Origin of the sequence: Halalkalibacter okhensis, from assembly GCF_000787375.1 — a bacterium.
Taxonomy (GTDB): domain Bacteria; phylum Bacillota; class Bacilli; order Bacillales; family Bacillaceae_D; genus Halalkalibacter; species Halalkalibacter okhensis.
The window spans coordinates 332,734-349,697 of the sequence record NZ_JRJU01000001.1; the positions used below are offsets into that span (position 1 = coordinate 332,734).

General features: G+C 36.7%; 23 protein-coding genes. 10 read left to right on the plus strand and 13 right to left on the minus strand.

All coding sequences use genetic code 11. The features are described 5' to 3' along the window. Window positions 1-234 precede the first annotated feature (234 nt). The gene (gene serC / locus LQ50_RS01685) at window positions 235-1,326 is read left to right on the plus strand and encodes a 3-phosphoserine/phosphohydroxythreonine transaminase (protein ID WP_034625315.1); all 1,092 of its coding nucleotides are present in this window, start codon (window positions 235-237) and stop codon (window positions 1,324-1,326) included. A gap of 20 nt (window positions 1,327-1,346) precedes the next feature. On the opposite strand, the gene LQ50_RS01690 is transcribed toward serC, so the two are convergent. Then, the gene (locus LQ50_RS01690) at window positions 1,347-1,535 is read right to left on the minus strand and encodes a hypothetical protein (protein ID WP_034625318.1); all 189 of its coding nucleotides are present in this window, start codon (window positions 1,533-1,535) and stop codon (window positions 1,347-1,349) included. A 79-nt stretch (window positions 1,536-1,614) separates the two neighbouring features. Here LQ50_RS01690 and LQ50_RS01695 point away from each other — a divergent pair, with 79 nt between their 5' ends. From LQ50_RS01695 to LQ50_RS01705, 3 genes are all read left to right on the plus strand, one after another. Next, window positions 1,615-1,965 carry a YtxH domain-containing protein gene (locus LQ50_RS01695; RefSeq protein WP_034625321.1) on the plus strand — a complete coding sequence of 117 codons (351 nt, stop codon included), beginning with the start codon at window positions 1,615-1,617 and terminating at the stop codon, window positions 1,963-1,965. Window positions 1,966-2,142: 177 nt separating this feature from the next. Then, a complete protein-coding gene (locus LQ50_RS01700; RefSeq protein ID WP_034625324.1) occupies window positions 2,143-2,736 on the plus strand; it encodes an HTH-type transcriptional regulator Hpr in 594 nt (197 codons plus the stop codon). A 197-nt stretch (window positions 2,737-2,933) separates the two neighbouring features. Beyond that, the gene (locus LQ50_RS01705) at window positions 2,934-3,476 is read left to right on the plus strand and encodes a DUF3267 domain-containing protein (RefSeq protein ID WP_034625326.1); all 543 of its coding nucleotides are present in this window, start codon (window positions 2,934-2,936) and stop codon (window positions 3,474-3,476) included. A gap of 269 nt (window positions 3,477-3,745) precedes the next feature. Here LQ50_RS01705 and LQ50_RS01710 read toward each other — a convergent pair whose 3' ends face one another. Further along, window positions 3,746-4,336, minus strand: a complete 591-nt coding sequence (locus LQ50_RS01710; protein ID WP_152608137.1) for a YpmS family protein — start codon at window positions 4,334-4,336, stop codon at window positions 3,746-3,748. 169 nt (window positions 4,337-4,505) lie between these two features. Here LQ50_RS01710 and LQ50_RS01715 point away from each other — a divergent pair, with 169 nt between their 5' ends. Beyond that, window positions 4,506-4,685 (plus strand): hypothetical protein, encoded by a 180-nt coding sequence (locus LQ50_RS01715; protein WP_034625331.1) that lies wholly within the window; start codon window positions 4,506-4,508, stop codon window positions 4,683-4,685. A gap of 59 nt (window positions 4,686-4,744) precedes the next feature. Here LQ50_RS01715 and LQ50_RS01720 read toward each other — a convergent pair whose 3' ends face one another. Together LQ50_RS01720 and LQ50_RS26475 are read right to left on the minus strand one after the other, a co-directional pair. Further along, window positions 4,745-4,831 carry a YjcZ family sporulation protein gene (locus tag LQ50_RS01720; protein WP_034625333.1) on the minus strand — a complete coding sequence of 29 codons (87 nt, stop codon included), beginning with the start codon at window positions 4,829-4,831 and terminating at the stop codon, window positions 4,745-4,747. A 64-nt stretch (window positions 4,832-4,895) separates the two neighbouring features. After that, window positions 4,896-4,979 carry a YjcZ family sporulation protein gene (locus LQ50_RS26475; protein ID WP_081939220.1) on the minus strand — a complete coding sequence of 28 codons (84 nt, stop codon included), beginning with the start codon at window positions 4,977-4,979 and terminating at the stop codon, window positions 4,896-4,898. Window positions 4,980-5,175: 196 nt separating this feature from the next. Here LQ50_RS26475 and LQ50_RS01725 point away from each other — a divergent pair, with 196 nt between their 5' ends. The 4 genes from LQ50_RS01725 to LQ50_RS24760 all read left to right on the plus strand — a co-directional run bounded on the left by LQ50_RS01725 (window position 5,176) and on the right by LQ50_RS24760 (window position 7,934). Further along, window positions 5,176-6,090: a peptidylprolyl isomerase gene (locus LQ50_RS01725; RefSeq protein ID WP_034625335.1), complete on the plus strand. Its 915-nt coding sequence runs from the start codon at window positions 5,176-5,178 to the stop codon at window positions 6,088-6,090. Window positions 6,091-6,322: 232 nt separating this feature from the next. Continuing rightward, window positions 6,323-7,075 (plus strand): MerR family transcriptional regulator, encoded by a 753-nt coding sequence (locus tag LQ50_RS01730; RefSeq protein WP_034625338.1) that lies wholly within the window; start codon window positions 6,323-6,325, stop codon window positions 7,073-7,075. 14 nt (window positions 7,076-7,089) lie between these two features. Then, window positions 7,090-7,731 (plus strand): hypothetical protein, encoded by a 642-nt coding sequence (locus LQ50_RS01735; protein WP_034625340.1) that lies wholly within the window; start codon window positions 7,090-7,092, stop codon window positions 7,729-7,731. Window positions 7,732-7,835: 104 nt separating this feature from the next. Next, the gene (locus LQ50_RS24760) at window positions 7,836-7,934 is read left to right on the plus strand and encodes a YjcZ family sporulation protein (RefSeq protein ID WP_084138581.1); all 99 of its coding nucleotides are present in this window, start codon (window positions 7,836-7,838) and stop codon (window positions 7,932-7,934) included. A gap of 102 nt (window positions 7,935-8,036) precedes the next feature. Here the strand turns inward: LQ50_RS24760 and LQ50_RS01740 are convergent, their stop codons facing one another. The 9 genes from LQ50_RS01740 to LQ50_RS01780 form a co-directional block, all read right to left on the minus strand. Continuing rightward, a complete protein-coding gene (locus LQ50_RS01740; RefSeq protein WP_070808101.1) occupies window positions 8,037-8,312 on the minus strand; it encodes a sporulation YhaL family protein in 276 nt (91 codons plus the stop codon). A 62-nt stretch (window positions 8,313-8,374) separates the two neighbouring features. Continuing rightward, window positions 8,375-9,334, minus strand: a complete 960-nt coding sequence (gene yhaM, locus LQ50_RS01745; protein ID WP_034625343.1) for a 3'-5' exoribonuclease YhaM — start codon at window positions 9,332-9,334, stop codon at window positions 8,375-8,377. 144 nt (window positions 9,335-9,478) lie between these two features. Further along, complete coding sequence (locus LQ50_RS01750) at window positions 9,479-10,840, minus strand: sensor histidine kinase (protein ID WP_034625346.1); 1,362 nt, start codon at window positions 10,838-10,840, stop codon at window positions 9,479-9,481. Further along, window positions 10,837-11,520, minus strand: a complete 684-nt coding sequence (locus LQ50_RS01755; protein WP_034625349.1) for a response regulator transcription factor — start codon at window positions 11,518-11,520, stop codon at window positions 10,837-10,839. The genes LQ50_RS01750 and LQ50_RS01755 overlap by 4 nt, the downstream gene beginning before the upstream one ends. Before the next feature lie 289 nt (window positions 11,521-11,809). Beyond that, window positions 11,810-12,250: a hypothetical protein gene (locus tag LQ50_RS01760; protein ID WP_034625352.1), complete on the minus strand. Its 441-nt coding sequence runs from the start codon at window positions 12,248-12,250 to the stop codon at window positions 11,810-11,812. 113 nt (window positions 12,251-12,363) lie between these two features. Then, a complete protein-coding gene (gene yidC, locus LQ50_RS01765) occupies window positions 12,364-13,080 on the minus strand; it encodes a membrane protein insertase YidC (RefSeq protein WP_052144523.1) in 717 nt (238 codons plus the stop codon). Between the two features lie 80 nt (window positions 13,081-13,160). Further along, window positions 13,161-13,430: a hypothetical protein gene (locus tag LQ50_RS01770; protein WP_034625357.1), complete on the minus strand. Its 270-nt coding sequence runs from the start codon at window positions 13,428-13,430 to the stop codon at window positions 13,161-13,163. Window positions 13,431-13,524: 94 nt separating this feature from the next. Then, a complete protein-coding gene (locus LQ50_RS01775) occupies window positions 13,525-15,375 on the minus strand; it encodes an LTA synthase family protein (RefSeq protein ID WP_237563617.1) in 1,851 nt (616 codons plus the stop codon). Window positions 15,376-15,543: 168 nt separating this feature from the next. After that, window positions 15,544-16,386 (minus strand): Cof-type HAD-IIB family hydrolase, encoded by an 843-nt coding sequence (locus LQ50_RS01780; RefSeq protein WP_034625360.1) that lies wholly within the window; start codon window positions 16,384-16,386, stop codon window positions 15,544-15,546. A gap of 201 nt (window positions 16,387-16,587) precedes the next feature. Between LQ50_RS01780 and LQ50_RS01785 the strand changes: the two genes are divergently transcribed. Continuing rightward, window positions 16,588-16,773, plus strand: coding sequence for a hypothetical protein (locus LQ50_RS01785; RefSeq protein ID WP_034625362.1), 186 nt, complete (start codon window positions 16,588-16,590; stop codon window positions 16,771-16,773). Window positions 16,774-16,964: the final 191 nt, after the last annotated feature.

The following is a 16,964-nucleotide window of genomic DNA, read 5'->3' on the forward strand; positions in this document are numbered from 1 at the left end:
TCGCACCTATTTCAGCGGCCTTGAAATATCAGCTTCTATGTATGATTGGTTCAAAACATTAAGAAGCTGATTCAGATAAGGCTAATCAGAGACTCTGATTAGCCTTATCTGAATCATTTTTTAAAGGAACTTTCAGAAAACACTAAAAAAACCGTTCATTATCTGCTTAGTTATGGTACGATAATGACAATCTATGTTATTAACGTGGTGAAGAGATAAAGGAGTGGAGAGAACATGACAGCAGTATATAACTTTAATGCTGGACCATCTGCGTTACCAAAAGAAGTATTACAAAGAGCACAAGCTGAGTTAACCAATTTTAATGGAACTGGAATGTCAGTTATGGAACTTAGCCATCGTAGCAAAGATTACGAAGCCGTTCATCAAAATGCAATTGATCTGTTAAAAGAGCTTTACAACATTCCTGATCAATACAAAGTTCTTTTCTTACAAGGTGGTGCTAGTCTACAGTTTTCCATGATTCCTCTTCAATTTTTAAAAGAAGGAACAATCGGAAATTATATTTTAACGGGATCTTGGTCTGAGAAAGCGTTAAAAGAGGCAAAAATAATTGGAAATACAGCCATTGCAGCATCAACGAAAGACCAAAACTATCAATCCATTCCGACTGCAAACGATTTCCAATTTAATAAAAACGATGCCTATGTTCACTTAACATCAAACAACACGATTTTCGGAACACAGTGGCAGGATTTTCCTACTATTGATCATGCTCCGCTTATCGCAGATATGTCTAGTGATATTCTTTCACGAGCAGTTGATATCGAAAAGTTTGGACTTATTTATGCCGGTGCCCAAAAGAACCTAGGTCCTTCTGGTGTGACCGTTGCTATTATTCGAGACGATCTTCTTGAAGCAAATGTTGATCAAGTCCCAACTGTTTTGCGTTACAAAACGCATGCCGATAGTAACTCTCTTTACCACACACCTCCAACATTTGCCATTTACATGCTAAATCAAGTACTTACTTGGGTGAAGGAACAAGGTGGTGTAAGTGAAATTGAAAAGCGGAATAAAGAAAAGGCTAAATTAATATACGACGCTATCGATGAAAGCAATGGCTTCTATAGAGGGCACGCTGAAAAGGATGCACGCTCATTAATGAATATTACTTTTAATCTTCCTACTGAGGACGATAACAAGAAGTTTCTTGCAAAAGCAAAAGAACTTGGATTTGTTGGACTAAATGGTCACCGCTCCGTTGGTGGCTGCCGTGCTTCCACCTACAATGCGGTTCCACTTGAAGCTTGTGTAGCCCTTCGAGAGTATATGGATTCGTATCGAACAGGTCATGTACGTGGTTAGGATGATCCCCTAACCACCTGCTAAGACATGATGAGAAAAGTAGCAGAAACACCACTAATGATCAATAGTACCAACATCACAAGAAGAGAACTTCTGAATTGAGACTTTTCATAGCTTCCTGCATTGCCAATTAGACGCAATGTCACATAAATAAGCCCGTACAATGAGAGCAAACAAACTGATACCATTAATAAAATAAGTGCTTCCATCTTCCCCCCTCCTTATCCTTGATCTATATGCAAATAAGAGGGACTTAAGAACAAGTTAAAGAAAGGTGTGGTACGAATTATGGATTCGAAATCGTTTTTTTCAGGTTTATTTGTTGGTTCCACTATAGTTGGCGCTATAACCCTTTTAACAACACCAACATCAGGAAAAGACATACGCAAAAACTGTAAAGGAAGTGCGATAAAAGTCCAAAATGGCTTTGAGCAACTAATGAAAGATAGCAAGAATGCATCTATTCAACTTAAGACGACAGCAAAAATTGGCAAAGAAACGTTTGAAACCGTCGGAAACGAAATGAAAGACTCTCTCAATGATTGGAAAAAGGATGTAGAACCTACATTAAATCAATTAAAAAGTGATATTGAAGCTCTTCAAAAAAATGTGGAACAATCTAGAAACGCAATCGACTAGATTGTTCTACACTTTGAAGCAGGAATACAATGATAATTTTCTAAAAGTTTTTAATTCACTAATTTTAATCTTTCTTTTTATGACAATCCTTGTCATAATGTAAAGAAGAAAAAATATCGGACAATAATTTTTTTGGAGATTCATTCATTTACTAACGTCATACCTAGGGGGAGAAAGATGGATCAACAATTACCTAGCTCCTTAAAACAATCAGTCATCTTTAGTCATAAGGTAGCGCAATTAAGCAAAGCATTATGGAAATCTGTAGAAAAGGATTGGCAAGCATGGATTAAGCCGTTTGATCTTAATATTAATGAGCATCACATTCTTTGGATTGCTTATCATTTAGATGGTGCTTCCATTTCAGATGTTGCAAAGTTTGGGGTTATGCATGTATCCACCGCCTTTAACTTTTCAAAGAAATTAGAAGAAAGAGGTCTGTTACATTTTTCTAAAAAGGAAAATGATAAACGAAATACGTATGTCTGTTTAACCAATGCGGGACATGATCTATTTCTTCAAACGCTTGAAACATACAAACCAGATACGTATGGTGTGTTTGAAGGAGCATTGCCCATCAGAGACTTGTACGGGAAATTCCCCGAATTATCTGAAATAACAAGTATTTTGCGACATATATATGGACCTGACTTTATTGATATATTTGAACAATCTTTATCCAAATTTGATGAAGACTTTAAAGAAGTCAATGGTCGACTTACCAAATTAGAATCAGACGAAAAGTCAAACTATTCAAGTGAAGGAGCCTAGTTTACACTAGACTCTTTTTTTTGTGTAATGATAAATGTAATTTCTAAAATTGCTTTTTTAAAAGGTATGTTTTTTCCAACCCTATTTGCTATATAAAAATTGTTATTGTCGAAATCATTTTATTTTTGTCGATTCTATTGCTTTCTATTAAAAATGGGAGTAAATTATTCAGTGGATTGAGGAGGTGCAGCACTTCAATGAACTGCTGGAAAACTATACGTATAAGCCGTGATTACGGTACGTTGCGCCTAATGATGTACTCTGGATGCACGATGCTTTTTACTTTTTTATTTTCTTATTTAATTGTTAGTAGCCTAATACCGACTACACAGTCGCCTAATGTCAGTTTGCCATTTTTTATAATGAGTATTTTAGCCATATTAATTGCTCATAAAATTTTACATCTTTTACCTATATGGCTTTGTGGAAAGAAAGGAATGTTGAAAACAAATTGGTTAGCTCCAATTCCGGTTCTTTCCGTTCACATTTCACAACCGTTAGGCCGAAACCTTTATTTGACGGCTTTATTAACACCTATATTTACGATCACAGCAATAGGAGCCGTTGCTTCAGCCATGTTTCCGATGTACATTGCCTATATTTCAATATTAAGCTCGATTCATTTCGGTTTGGCTTTTTATGACATTCTATATGCTTCTTATTTAATTAAAGCTCCAAAGGATAGTTATATTAAAAACCACGAAGAAGGGTTTCATATTCTCATTAAACAAGCCGTATAAAGAGACTGTCTTTTAATGTACGGAAACAAAGTGGCAGATGCAACAGCTTCGCACATTGCTTCGGGGTGTCGTCAAAACAAATATTTTGACGACACCCTTTTTTATTTAAAACTGTTTCGTAAATATTGTTGCTCTCGTAGTGAAATGGTGTAGAATTTTCACACATGAAAGAGAAATTCCCAGAGAAAACAAAGTCTAATGACGTTGCAGGTGAATTGGAGTATTGCCAACAAGTGGTCTCTGGTAACAACAAAGTATAAGAAAAAGCCTTATTTAAAAATCATTTCTAGCTCAATTTTGTCTTGTTCGAGATCGAACGTTTGAAAACGAAACATCATTGATTCATTTTCATCAATTGGTATTTCCGTTATTTTTACTTCAACTAATTTTTCGCTCGGGTACGTAACAATCCATTCGGCTAATTCAAGATAATTTGTTAACAATTGCAAGACTTGGTCGACCGGTAAATGAAGGATCCCAATCGAAAAAGTTCTCACTTCAAGTAGTAGGTCGCCATTTGGTGTAACAGTTGGGTAAAAATTAATGGTCACAGGTACTTCCTGACCCAGAATTCGAAATGCGGACCTGAATTGCACACTATCTTCCAATAATTCAACGACATATTGAATATCGCCTGGATTTTCTGCTATCTTCAAAGCAATGAGGGAATTCAATTTTGCTTTGTTTGTATGAATATGAAATGTAGCCTCTTCTGCTGTTGGTTGTTGTGGGACAAAGTGTTGTTCTTCAACCTCCGGAAAGTAGTGTTGAACTAGCATAAAGGCAACAATTATCGTAATTAGGACAAAGCTGAGTAATGATAGAAAGGCTATTTTCCATGCTTGTTCACTTTTTTTCATCCATTGATCCACACCTTTCTTTTCTTCCTTACATTTATATGCCCTATTTAAAAATATAACAAACTAGTATATTTTTAAACTGCTTTCTAAATAAATTAAGCATTCTCCTATCTTTTTTAGCCGATTTTTGATAAAGTTTATATATCATTGCTCGTCAGGAGGCACGTACATGCTCTTCTTTAGTATACTATTTGCACTATTTATTTTATTTGTTATTAATTCAATGACGGATGCTTTATGTTTGAAGCGTGAAATTCCATCCGAAAAGCAACCTAAATTATTTCGAACGATTAACATCCTTATGACAATTTTATTGACTTCCACATATGTAAAGATTTTATTTACTTAAGAAGAGTGAGAGACTTACCAAGTCCCTCACTCTTCTTTTCCATTATCCGTTCTTTCTTATTAGTACATCCAAGATGCGCCAATAATCACTAGTAAAATAAACAATACGACAAGTAGCGCAAAGCCACCGCTATAAGTGTGAGACATAATAATAATCCCTCCTTAACCTGAAAACTTTACAAGTCGCCCGTAAGAGATGTCGTTTTTGGTATTATAACCAAGCTGCACCTACAATAACTAATAAGATGAACAACACAACGATCAACGCAAATCCTCCTTGGTATGCGTGAGACATAATAACACCTCCTCATTGCTTTGTTACGTTATCCTATGCGAAAAGTTCTTTTCCGTACTAGGCTCATGCCCTAGTTAGGTAAATTCCTTAGTCAGCTTCTTGAAAACATTTCTCTAACTGCCCATTGTATGGTATAGTAAGGTCTATAAAATAGACAAGAATTGACCTAGCATGATGCTCAAGGAGTGAGAGAACAGTGAAAAAACGATTAATAACTGCTATTGGGGTAGCTTGTATGATTACTTTAGCTGCTTGTAACAACGAGGACACAGCTGCTGATGATACAGCCGTTGCCATTGTAGATGGGACAGAGATTACGGAAGCTGAGTTTGTAGATGAATTAAAAACAAAACATGGCGATGCCATCCTTCAAGAAATGATCCGAGACCATGTTCTTGACCAAGCTATTGAAACAGTTGAAATTCCTGAAGAAGAAATTGAAGAGGAATTAGACATGTTACGAAATGAATTTCGTACTGCTTATAATATTGAAGATGATGAAGGGATTTTAGATGCTCTTCAAAACCAATTTAACCTAGAGGTTGAGTCTCTAGATGATTTTGTTACTGAATACCTTCTTCCACCATTAGTATTACAAAAGTTAGCTACTGAAGGTATTGAAATTACAGAGGAAGACATCAGATCCTACTATGAAGAAAATGAAGAACAATTCTCTGAACAAGTTCGCGCGAGCCACATTTTAGTTGAAGATGAAGAAACAGCGAATGATTTGATTGAGCGCATCGAAGCTGGAGAAGACTTTGCTGATCTTGCTAGAGAATACTCTACGGATCCAGGATCAGGTGCCCGTGGCGGTGACCTTGATTTCTTTGGACGAGGCCAAATGGTTGAACCATTTGAAGACGCGGCTTTCTCATTAGAAATTGGAGAAATGAGTGAGCCTGTTGAATCTGACTTTGGTTTCCACATTATTAAAGTGACAGACCAAAGAGACGAGTTTGAAGACTTCATAGAAGAAATTGAACAAGTTTTAATTCAGCAACAGTCCAAGTCCCAAGATGAAGTGATGGCTGAATTAATTGAAAATGCTAATGTTGATATTAAAGATCCTCGTTTTTCTAACTTGTTTGGAACTGAGCCAGCTGAATAGATACTAAATATACATCTGTATGAAACAAACGACGCAATGGTCTCCGTTGCGTCGTTTGTTTCTATTTCATGGACCACTCCCTTTCCCCCTATTTGAATTTGTTTTTATATCAAGATGCACGGCATTATATATGCATCTCAATTTATCATTCAATTAATTCCCTCTTGAAAGTGACGTAACGTCATTTTGTATAATGTAAATGAATAACGTTACAACCATGGAGGTGTTTGACATGATTTCAATTAAAGATGTGGCTAAACAAACCGGCGTGACCGTACGTACTTTACGACATTATGATGAAATCGGCCTTTTAAAGCCCCTAGGGAAAACACAAGGGGGCCATAGACTATACGGGGAACTTGAAATTAAGAAACTTCAACAAATTCAATTTCTAAAGACTTTACGATTCTCCTTGCAAGAAATAGATGAGATGTTATGTAACGGAACACATGATTGGTATAGCAGCCTACAAAATCAGTTAATTTTTGTTTTAAAAGAAAAGGAAAAGCTAGAACACATGGAGCAGCTCCTTCGTGGCTTAATGAATGAGTTCACCATGAACGGGGAGACTGATTTAGTTCCTGTACAGAAACTCATTCGCATGTATGAGGATCAGTCACACCAGCGAGAAGAATTTTTGAAGAAACGATTTAATCAAAGAGAACAAGAATTGCTTGACTTACTGCCAAATGTCAATAGAGGCGATCCAGATACAATGGAATGGATATCCTTACTAGCCCAAATAAAAAGGCACATGTCTAAAGGAATTGCTGCCATTGAAGTACAACGAATTATTAGGCGTATGCTTGAGAAGGAAAAGGAGTTATTTGAAGGAGAAGAAGCGTTCGCTAATGAAATTTGGAATATTAGAAAATCACAAGAGGAGTCTACAAAAGCGGGATTTTATCCAATTGAGCCAGAGGTCATCGAATTTATCGAAGCAGCCACAAGCTACTATTTAAAAGAAAACCAAACACAAAAATGATTGGAGGAGGTTAAATGGATATCCTTATAGAATATCAATGGGAAATTTTCATAATAGCAGAAGTTCTCTCGGTTGTTTCTCTACTGCTATTTGGTTTTTTTCGTTATTTTTTAGGAAAACAGAAGGGAAGTTTCCTTTTCATCATCGCTTTTATTGCTTTGTTAATCATGGAGGCTTTACTAGGATTATTGGTTTATCAACAAACTGGTGAAATCTCTACCTTCCAAATAATTATCACCATCTTTGTCATTTATGCTTGTACATTTGGGGTATTCGATTTTCTTAGACTAGATCGATGGATGCGCCAGAAAATAGGAAAACTCCGAGGTGTCGAATTATTAACGAACAGGGACTATGCAATAATAGCTCAAAATAAAAATCCGAAATACATTGCTAGAAAATACCGTATCAGTGCTTTCATTCATTTTCTCGTTTTTATGACAGTTCAAGTTATATTTTGGAGCATCGGAACGTCTAGTTTTAGTGAAATGGTGGAATATGCTACAAATTTTTCTTGGATTGAATCCGGAACTGCAAAACATTCACCATATGCGAACGAAACGATGTACTCCATTGGAATGGTGTGGGGAATCATTTTCATCATTGACTTTCTCTACTCCATGTCCTATACCGTTTTTCCGAGTTCTAAAACATAAATTTAAATTTTTTAGAATTCCGCTTTTGCCCAGAACAAAACATCCGCCTATGCATAGGCTAAAACTAGGGAACCCTAAATAACCACTAGAAAGGATGTTTCACCATGTCAGGTACGGTTAAACCATCTTATAACATTGGCTTCACTTTGCTTGTAGTCTTGTTCATTCTACTCATTATTGTAGGAGCAGCATACGTTTGCTAAGAAACACCGCATATGCGTTCTGTTCTTTGTTTATATACTCTCTTATCTATTAAAATAGGCAGAGAAGCCGCTACGCGCTTCTCTGCCTATTGTTCTCTTATTTTAGCCTTTACTTATCTTACGACGCTCTCTTTCTTCTTCAAGACGCTGCATATAAATATTACCTTCGTTTTCAATCCATTCTTGTTCTGTACGCTTGTCTTCAAGTGAATATTTAATTGAAAGATATCCACTTAACAAAATTCCAGCTAGTACAAAATAAACCCACCAAGGACTTGATAAGAGAACGGCTCCAACTGCTGTTTGGGTTAAGATAAACCCAAATGCAAGGATGGCTAGTAGAATCAATGCAAATCGTTTACTTGGTTTATTTTTCATATTTACCCCTCCATGCTTTGTACCATTTACTATAGATTATGTACAAGCATCAAAGGTTAGAACTAAAAATCGAATGGCGGTTCATGAAAACTAGGCTTATAAAAACTGCGATTGTCCATCGCCATGACTCTCTCTGAAAATTCTCCTGGTTGAACACGCTCTAATGCCCGGTCCATCATATTCATTTTAGCATCGATGTTATCAATCATATGCAACACTTCTGCCTCACGAATGACTGGTACTTTTGGACTTCCCCATTCACCTTTGCCGTGGTGAGATAAAATTAAATGCTGAAGAATAAGTACTTCTTCCCCTTCTATCCCAAGTTCTTTGGCAGCTTCTGCTATTTCACTAACCATAATAGAAATGTGACCAATTAACTTGCCTTCGAGTGTATAGGATGTATCGACTGGACCAGAAAGCTCTTTAACTTTTCCAAGATCATGTAATATAACCCCAGCAAACAAGAGGTCTGTATCAAGAGTCGGATATAACTCAGACAGGCTTTTTGCTACTTTTAACATGGATACAACATGGTAAGCAAGCCCAGAGACAAATTCATGATGATTTTTTGTAGCAGCTGGCACTTCTAAAAATGCTTGCTGATGCTTCTTTAATAAATGACGGGTAATACGTTGTATACTAGGGTTTTTCATTTCAAAGATACATTGTGTAATTTCTTCTAGCATATCTGCCGGTGCTAAAGGAGCAGATCGAACAAAATCAGCGATGTTCACTTGATCCATCGCCGTCGTTGGCCGGATACTACTAATCTTCATTTGTAGTCTTCCACGATATTCTGACACTTCTCCATGAAGGTGAACGATTACTTGACTACAAAAAGCGGCTTCATCATCAGGAGAACATCCCCATAATTTCGCTTCAATATCCCCTGTCTGATCACTTAAAATCAATGTCAAAAAAGGCTTCCCATTACTAGCGACTCCTTTTACTGCTGACTTTATTAAGTAATACGTTTCTACTCGATCCCCAACTTTTTGAAATCGTATTCCTTTGCTCATATCATTCACCTCAACATTATTCATATCTATTAGTATAGCACATCACATAATTTGTTTTCATTAAAGCAAAAGGGAAATAGGGTTATCCAAAAAGTCTAGATTCGACCTAGTGGATAACCCCAAAAACATGGTTAAAAAATGCCTTTATTTCTTTTTCGTTTTTTTCAATTCATGTTGCGGAAAGGATATAGAAAACTTCACTCCTGTTTCCGTATTCTCAACTTTAGGACACCCTCCATGCAATTCCGTAATTCTCTTAACAATTGCAAGACCCAGTCCAAACTTCCCTTTATTGCCTTTATAAAACGGATTGAAAAGCTGCGGTAAATCTTGTGCTGGTATCGAATCTCCATTATTTTCAACCGTTATGAGTACTTGATCTTCCTTTAGAGATGCTTTCATCCATATCGTATCTTTGGCGTACCTGAGCGCATTTTCAACTAAGTTCTCTAATAGAACTTCAAGCTGTTCAACATCACCAGAGAAGCGGGTCTCAGCTCCCTCAACTAATATTTTCACATCTTCTCTTTGGACGCGGAACCTCTCTTCTATTTGAAAAGCTATTTGTCCAAATACAAGCTCCTCATGCTTTGGACTCTCTTCTTTCAATGAGTCTAATTTCGTATAATACAACATATCGATGACACGACGTTCCATTCTGTTTGCTTCCTCAATAATCACATCCATCGTTTGCTCCATGTTGTTTTTAGGCATAATGCCATCTTTCACGGAATGAGCATAGCTTTTTATCACCATGATCGGTGTTTTCAGTTCATGGGAAGCATGTTGAATAAACGTCTTCTGGGCACGATCATATAAATTTAAATTTTGACGCATTCTTTCAAACTGATCAGATAACCGCTGAAAATCTTCATCACCTTTCCATTTCAACGGTTCTTGCCAATCACGATTGGCGATTTGCTCTAAATGATTCCCTAAAATTATTAGTGGTTGGCGTAAATAATGCTTCAACCAAATAGCAGGGATTAAACTTAAACAGCTTGTTAGCAGCAAGATATAGAGCAACCTTTCCCACAGCCGATTAACCATTTCATCACGGTATGTATCCCACATGTACGAAATATGAAATGCTGGTCGCTCATCAATTTGCGCCTTCGTAATAACATAAAAAACAGTGGCACCGCCATATTGAATTTCATAACGGCCACGGTGCGCCTCTTGTCTATAGGCATTTTGAGCCATTTCCTGTAAAACTTCTTTTGGCGGGGGCGCTCCCTCTGTCGCACGCCCCAATGTATCATAAATTAAAAAGTGTCCCACTCTTCCTGGGTCTCGATCCGTAAACTCTTGTTCATTTCTTGGATTGATTAAATCAAGTAGTGGATAGGCACTTCTAATTTGTTCATGTTCAATAATACGGTACGTTTCATCTGTCATTGTCCCTTTTATTGAAATTGGATAAATAATAATAATGGAGAGAACAACTATTACAATAATCGAGATAAACGCAAGCCAAATGCGCTGCGTCAAATTAACTTTAATCATGAAGACAAAATCCTATATCCGTATCCGTATAACGTTTCAAGATGAACCCTAGGCATTTTTTTACGTACACGTCGAACAACATCATCCACTGCACGTTCTGATCCAAAATAATTTTCGCCCCAAACATGTTCAATAATCTTTTCTCTTGAGAACGCTTTGCCCACTTCTCCTGTTAAAAGCAAGATTAAATCCATTTCTTTTGTTGTTAAATCGACCAGTTGCTCACCTTCTGCTTCTTCATCGACAACTGTACGGCCAACCGGGTCAATTGTATATTGATTCAATTCAATTTTCTTTTGTTCTTGAGTGGATACTCCGTAAACTCGATTTAATAATTTCTTTGCTCGTATAATTAATTCTTGTGGCAAGAAAGGTTTCGCTAAATAATCATCACTTCCCATTTCCAAACCGAGCACTCGATCTAAATCTTGATCTCTTGCCGATATAAAGATAACTGGTGTATCTGTTTCCTCTTTAACTGCTTTTAGCAATTGATATCCATCTGTTCCTGGTAGCATAATATCAAGAATCCATAAATGAGGTTTGTCCATTATAGCATCTCGAGCTGCATCACCATCGTTAAAGACTTTAACAGTCCAACCTTCTTTCTCTAAATAGGCTTTTAACACTTCAGACAAATTTTCTTCATCTTCAACTAAATAGACTAGATATTCAGCCATATCTGTTTCCTCCTTGTAAAAACAACTCTAAGTACAATCTTAGGTATATTGTATCTTATTTTAATCGATGAAACGAGTTTCAAGTATAAGATCCACTACTATCAAACATATTTACACTTTTTCTCATAATCATGCATGTTTTGATTGTTTTCGGGAAACCTATTCTGATTTCGCTATTTCCCGGGTAAAAGTGACGGAAATAAGTGTAATCCGACAAAAAAGCAACCAAGCCACAATGACTTTGATTGCTTACTCAACATATTATATTTCTCCTTCTACGAGAATTACATTAAACAAGTGTCGCAATAGCCGTTAAAGCAGCTAGTGGCAAGATAATCCGATTCCATCCTCGCGGGCGTGGATATGGTCCATAAGGATACGGGTAATACGGATACGGTGGATAGTATGGGTATGGCGGATACGGTGGATAATACCCTGGATAATATCTCTCAGTTCCCCCTTGTCTAGCCATCGATTCTTGTGGATGATACGCAAATGCATCCGTATCATTAGGGCTAGGTTGTAGCATTGCTAGTGGATCTGGCCCTTGCATCAATTGTGCTAAATCCATATATTGTCCCATTTCATCAACAGGAACCATGACATAGACATGTTGGTCATCGACATGTTCTATAATTCCTGAATATCCATAGCCATTACCAACGTGCAATTGCACTGGTTGATGTAAATGCTGCTGACATTGCATTTTCATATTTTGGTGGTGACTCATCCTACCTCCTCCTTTTCGTTATAGCCTATTCAAAAAAGTAGGATTGGGTGAATGCTGATATTTTGTGTCTTCACACAGAAAAAGCATAGCGGATGCTATGCTTTTTCTGCGATTTAAGATTTACTCACTTGAGCTGTTTGTTGTTCAAAACGGGTTACAGTGAAATACGTCTGGACAATCATAAATATATTTCCAACAACCCAGTACAATGAAAGAGCTGATGGTAAAGTCATACCTGCTACAATAATCATAACTGGCATAATATACATCATGATCTTCATCTGATCATTTAACTGTACTGCAGACATTCTCACTTGCAGAAATGTCGTTGCCCCTGCAATCAAAGGGAGCAAATACAAAGGATCAGGATTGCCTAAATCAAACCATAAAAACGTATGCAAGGCAATTTGCTCTGTCCTCATAATCGCAAAGTAAAACGCCATCATCACGGGTAGTTGGACAAATAACGGAAGACAACCCGCCATCGGATTGACACCATGTTGTTGGTAAAGAGAGAATAATTCTTTCTGCATCTCTTGTTGTTTTTTTGGATCTTTTTTCGTAGCCTCTTTATACTTGCTTTGTAGCTTCTCCATCTCAGGGCGAAGCGTTTGTAGGGCACGAGTACTTTTTTGTTGTTTTAATACTAAAGGAAGCAAAGCTAATCTGACCACGATTGTTACTAATACAATAGCTAATCCATAACTTCCATTAAATAATTCAGCAACATATATCAACAGCCACGACATGGGATAGACAAAAAAATGATTCCATATCCCTTCCGTTTCAGCTGTTATCGGCACATGATCTACACTACCGCAAGCACTCATAGTCACTAAGATTCCAAAGAACAAAAATAATAAAGCTAGTTTCTTCACAAAAGTTCCTCCTTGTTGTTTTCAGTTTTTCGTTAGAAAACAACAAGAATAGGGTCTTCATCATCATTTTTTTTATGATCGATCAATGAAGGAATTTTTGGCCGGTACTGTTTGGAAGACGGCTGGATAAGACTTGAATTCCATTCTGCATGATCGTCTATACGGATATGTTGTCTCTTCCAACTTGCTCGCAGTTCCCATTCAATCATCAAAACATTCGCTTTGGTAAACGCCGCAACAACCAAAACAGTCATTATAACCGTAACCCATACCATCGTCATATCTGACAGAATTTCAACCATCTCATCCACCTCCTCTGTTACGTTCATCTTATCACAAAATGATTAGCTAAACAAAAGACAGTTACAACCAATTTTTTAACAAGTCATGCTACTTTTATTGGTAAAACCTCATCAAGTCTCCATAAATGACTTTATCAGAAAGACCTAAATCTAATTTTGCTTTTTCAAAGAACGGTTCACATTTCTCTAGCTGAGTTTCCTGTTCACTTGCTTTTTCATAGCAAGATCCCTTCGTGTAAACAAATTCATCTGTAATAAAACTTCCATCGCGCAAAACGGCAAATGATGGGCGTTCCTTTGAAAATAAATCAGTTCCAAATTGAATATCTTCCCGAGTATCAATTCCAAGCAAATGCATAATCGTCGGTTTTACATCGATTTGCCCTGAGATACTATGACTAACCTTAGGTTCATGCCCTGGAATATGTATCAACATGGGAACCTTTTGTAATTGCACATGGTCAAATGGAGTTAATTTTTCTTTCCCCAAAAACAGGCTCATCGCTCGATGATGATATTCTGAAATTCCATAATGGTCTCCATATAAAATAAAAATGGATTCGTCATAAATGCCTTCTTCCTTTGCTCGCTCAAAGAATTGTTCAAGTGCATAATCCATATAGCGCACTGTAGGAAAATAACGATTTAATGTCCCACTGTTAGAATCAAATTCGTTAATCATTTTATCTTCTTCCCCTAATTCGAACGGGAAATGATTCGTTAACGTAATAAGCTTTGTATAATAAGGCTCTGGTTGCGACTTTAATAAATCAATTGATTGTTCAAAGAAATCTACATCTTTAAGCCCCCAACCAATTGAATTTTCTTCATTTACAGTATACGAAGCAATATCAAAGAACTTGTCATAGCCAAATTGTAAATACATCATATCTCTATTCCAAAAGCTTTTATTATTAGCATGCATAACCGTAGAGTAATAGCCTTGTTCATTCACAATCTCTGGCAAACTATTATACTCATTCCCTGCATGCGTAAAAAAGACAGACCCACTCTCTCTACCAAATAAAGAGTTCGCAACTAAGAATTCGGAATCTGATGTTTTCCCTTGCGCTGTTTGATGATAAAACTCATCAAAATAGTAGCTATCCTCTTTTAGTTGATTTAAAAACGGTGTAATTTCTTCTCCATCAATTGTTTCATTAAGCACAAAGCTTTGAATAGATTCCATCGAGATTAGTATGACATTTTTTCCTTCTGCAATGCCAAACATATCAGCGTCTGGTTCCTTGTAGTTCTCGTTTCGATAACGAATGACTTCATCGATATCAGAGCTCTCCGCGAATACTCGTTGCGCCTTTGAATGAGATTGAACATAAATATCGTATACATGATAGTTCATAATTCCAATATTTTTCACTAACATTTCTCTGTCAAAAGCTCTTGTAAGTAATTGAGGTCTCTCTAGTTGAGCAACGCTGACATTTAAGGAAAACAAAAGCGCGGTTATAGCAAGCATAGCGACAACCTCTCTGTTGCTTCTCAAGTGCAAAGGGACAGCTTTTTTGAACAGGATATAAAGAAGCACCAAAATGTCAATCAGTAAAATGAGATCTGCCCACCTTACTAATTCCACAATACTCCCTTGTATGTCTTGTGCATTACTCGTTTGAAATAAAACAGGCCAAGTAAGAAAATCATTAAAAAAACGAAAATATAGTAGGTTAAAATAAAGTATACATGTTCCTACTGTACTTAAGACCACAACCATTATATTTCTCACTTTTCCACTAAAAAATAAACTAAGCCCTATTAATAAGACCGCTGAACTTATTGGATTCATTAATAACAATACTTCTTGTAAAGGATTCTCCGATTGAATTCGAAATCCAAATTTATAAAGTACATACGTTTTTACACATAAAAAAAAGACCGCTATTAAAAAAAATCTTGATCTCATGAATGCGGCTTTAATTTTTGCCCCCATTTTCTAACTCCTCTCACTAATAAACAATTTTTTACAAATGTAAAACTACCTTCTAATATATTATTCTTTTCTAGCTACAAGTCAATAAAAATCACTCTTTTTATATCAGTTTCTTAAAAAAATAAAAAAACACCAACCGTAATGGTTGATGCTAAACGTTAATTCTATTTATAATTGCACTCGTAATTGTTTGCGAAATACTTCACGTATCATATAGGACACACCGTTTTGCTCATTTGAACGCGTTAACCAATCTGCCACTTCTTTAACGGATTCCGTCGCATTTCCCATTGCCACACCTAGACCAACTTGATTGACCATATCAACATCGGTATTTTGTGATCCTACCGCTACCATTTCATCTGCACCTATTCCTAGATATTGCCCGAGTGTTTGTAATCCTCTTGCTTTAGAAACACCTACACTCACAATCTCAAATCTACCTGGTGCTGATTCTAACATTTTAACCCCAGCAACCACTTCTTCAATCTGCCTAATTGCTCGTTTTTGATCTTCTTTATTAAAGAACTGAACTTGAACTTTTGGAGGTGAAATGGGCTCTTGCATTAGCTGCTCACAAACAGAGTCTACAAAGCGAATCGGGTAAAATAATGGATCTCCCACCCCTATCGTCATTTTGGCTATTAAATGGTTCCTTTGTTTCACTTTATTTCCAATCGAAAAGTCTTCATGCAGTACTCGAATGTGACAGTCATACCTTTCTAAAATATCAACTACTTGCAGAGCTTTCTCTTCCTTAATTCGACGTACAAAAATAGGTTCATCGGCGTCTTGGGCAATAAAAGCTCCATCACTAGTAATCAGACATCCGTCAACTTTTAAAGCTTTAGCTATTTTCTTTGCAGATGCATATGGCCTTGATGTTGCAAGAGTAACATATACTCCTTTTTCTTTCACATACATAATGGCATCCTTTGTTTGCTTCGTGATTTTCGCATTTGATTTTAAAATGGTTCCATCGATGTTTAGGGCTAGCAGTTTATAAGTCATTGTCGAAAGTCCCCCTTCTTCATGTTGTCCCTATGCTGAGCTTCCCTAATAAAAGGCTTGCTCTTTATAAGTAGACTATGAGGGTAGCTCGTTTATTAGAACCTAGACGTAGCATTGAATCTTTTTTATACTGTAACTACTGCACTTTTGGTATGCCCGCTAGATAGGTAAATAGAAAAATCATTTTAAGAAGGGATTCTTATGAAAAAAGTTGCATCATACTATTTATTATCCGTAGTCTTTTTCTTTCTACTTTCTGCTTCACAGTTATACGAGCAAGACTTTCAAACGATTTTAATGACATTCCTCGGCTCTACTTGTCTGGGGCTTTTAACAGGTTTCGTTATACATATGGCGATGATCATTAAGAAAAAAGTATCCAAGTAGCTCGTTGATTACCCTAATAGCGGCTCTTGCTCTTTTTCGGTAGTCAGTACCGCTCGTTGTCTACTCTTATTGCGGCTCTTGCTCTTTTTCGGTAGGCAATACATCTTGTTGTCTACTCTTATTGCGGCTCTTGCTCTTTTTCGGTAGGCAATACATCTTGTTGTCTACTCTAATTGCGACTCTTGCTCTTT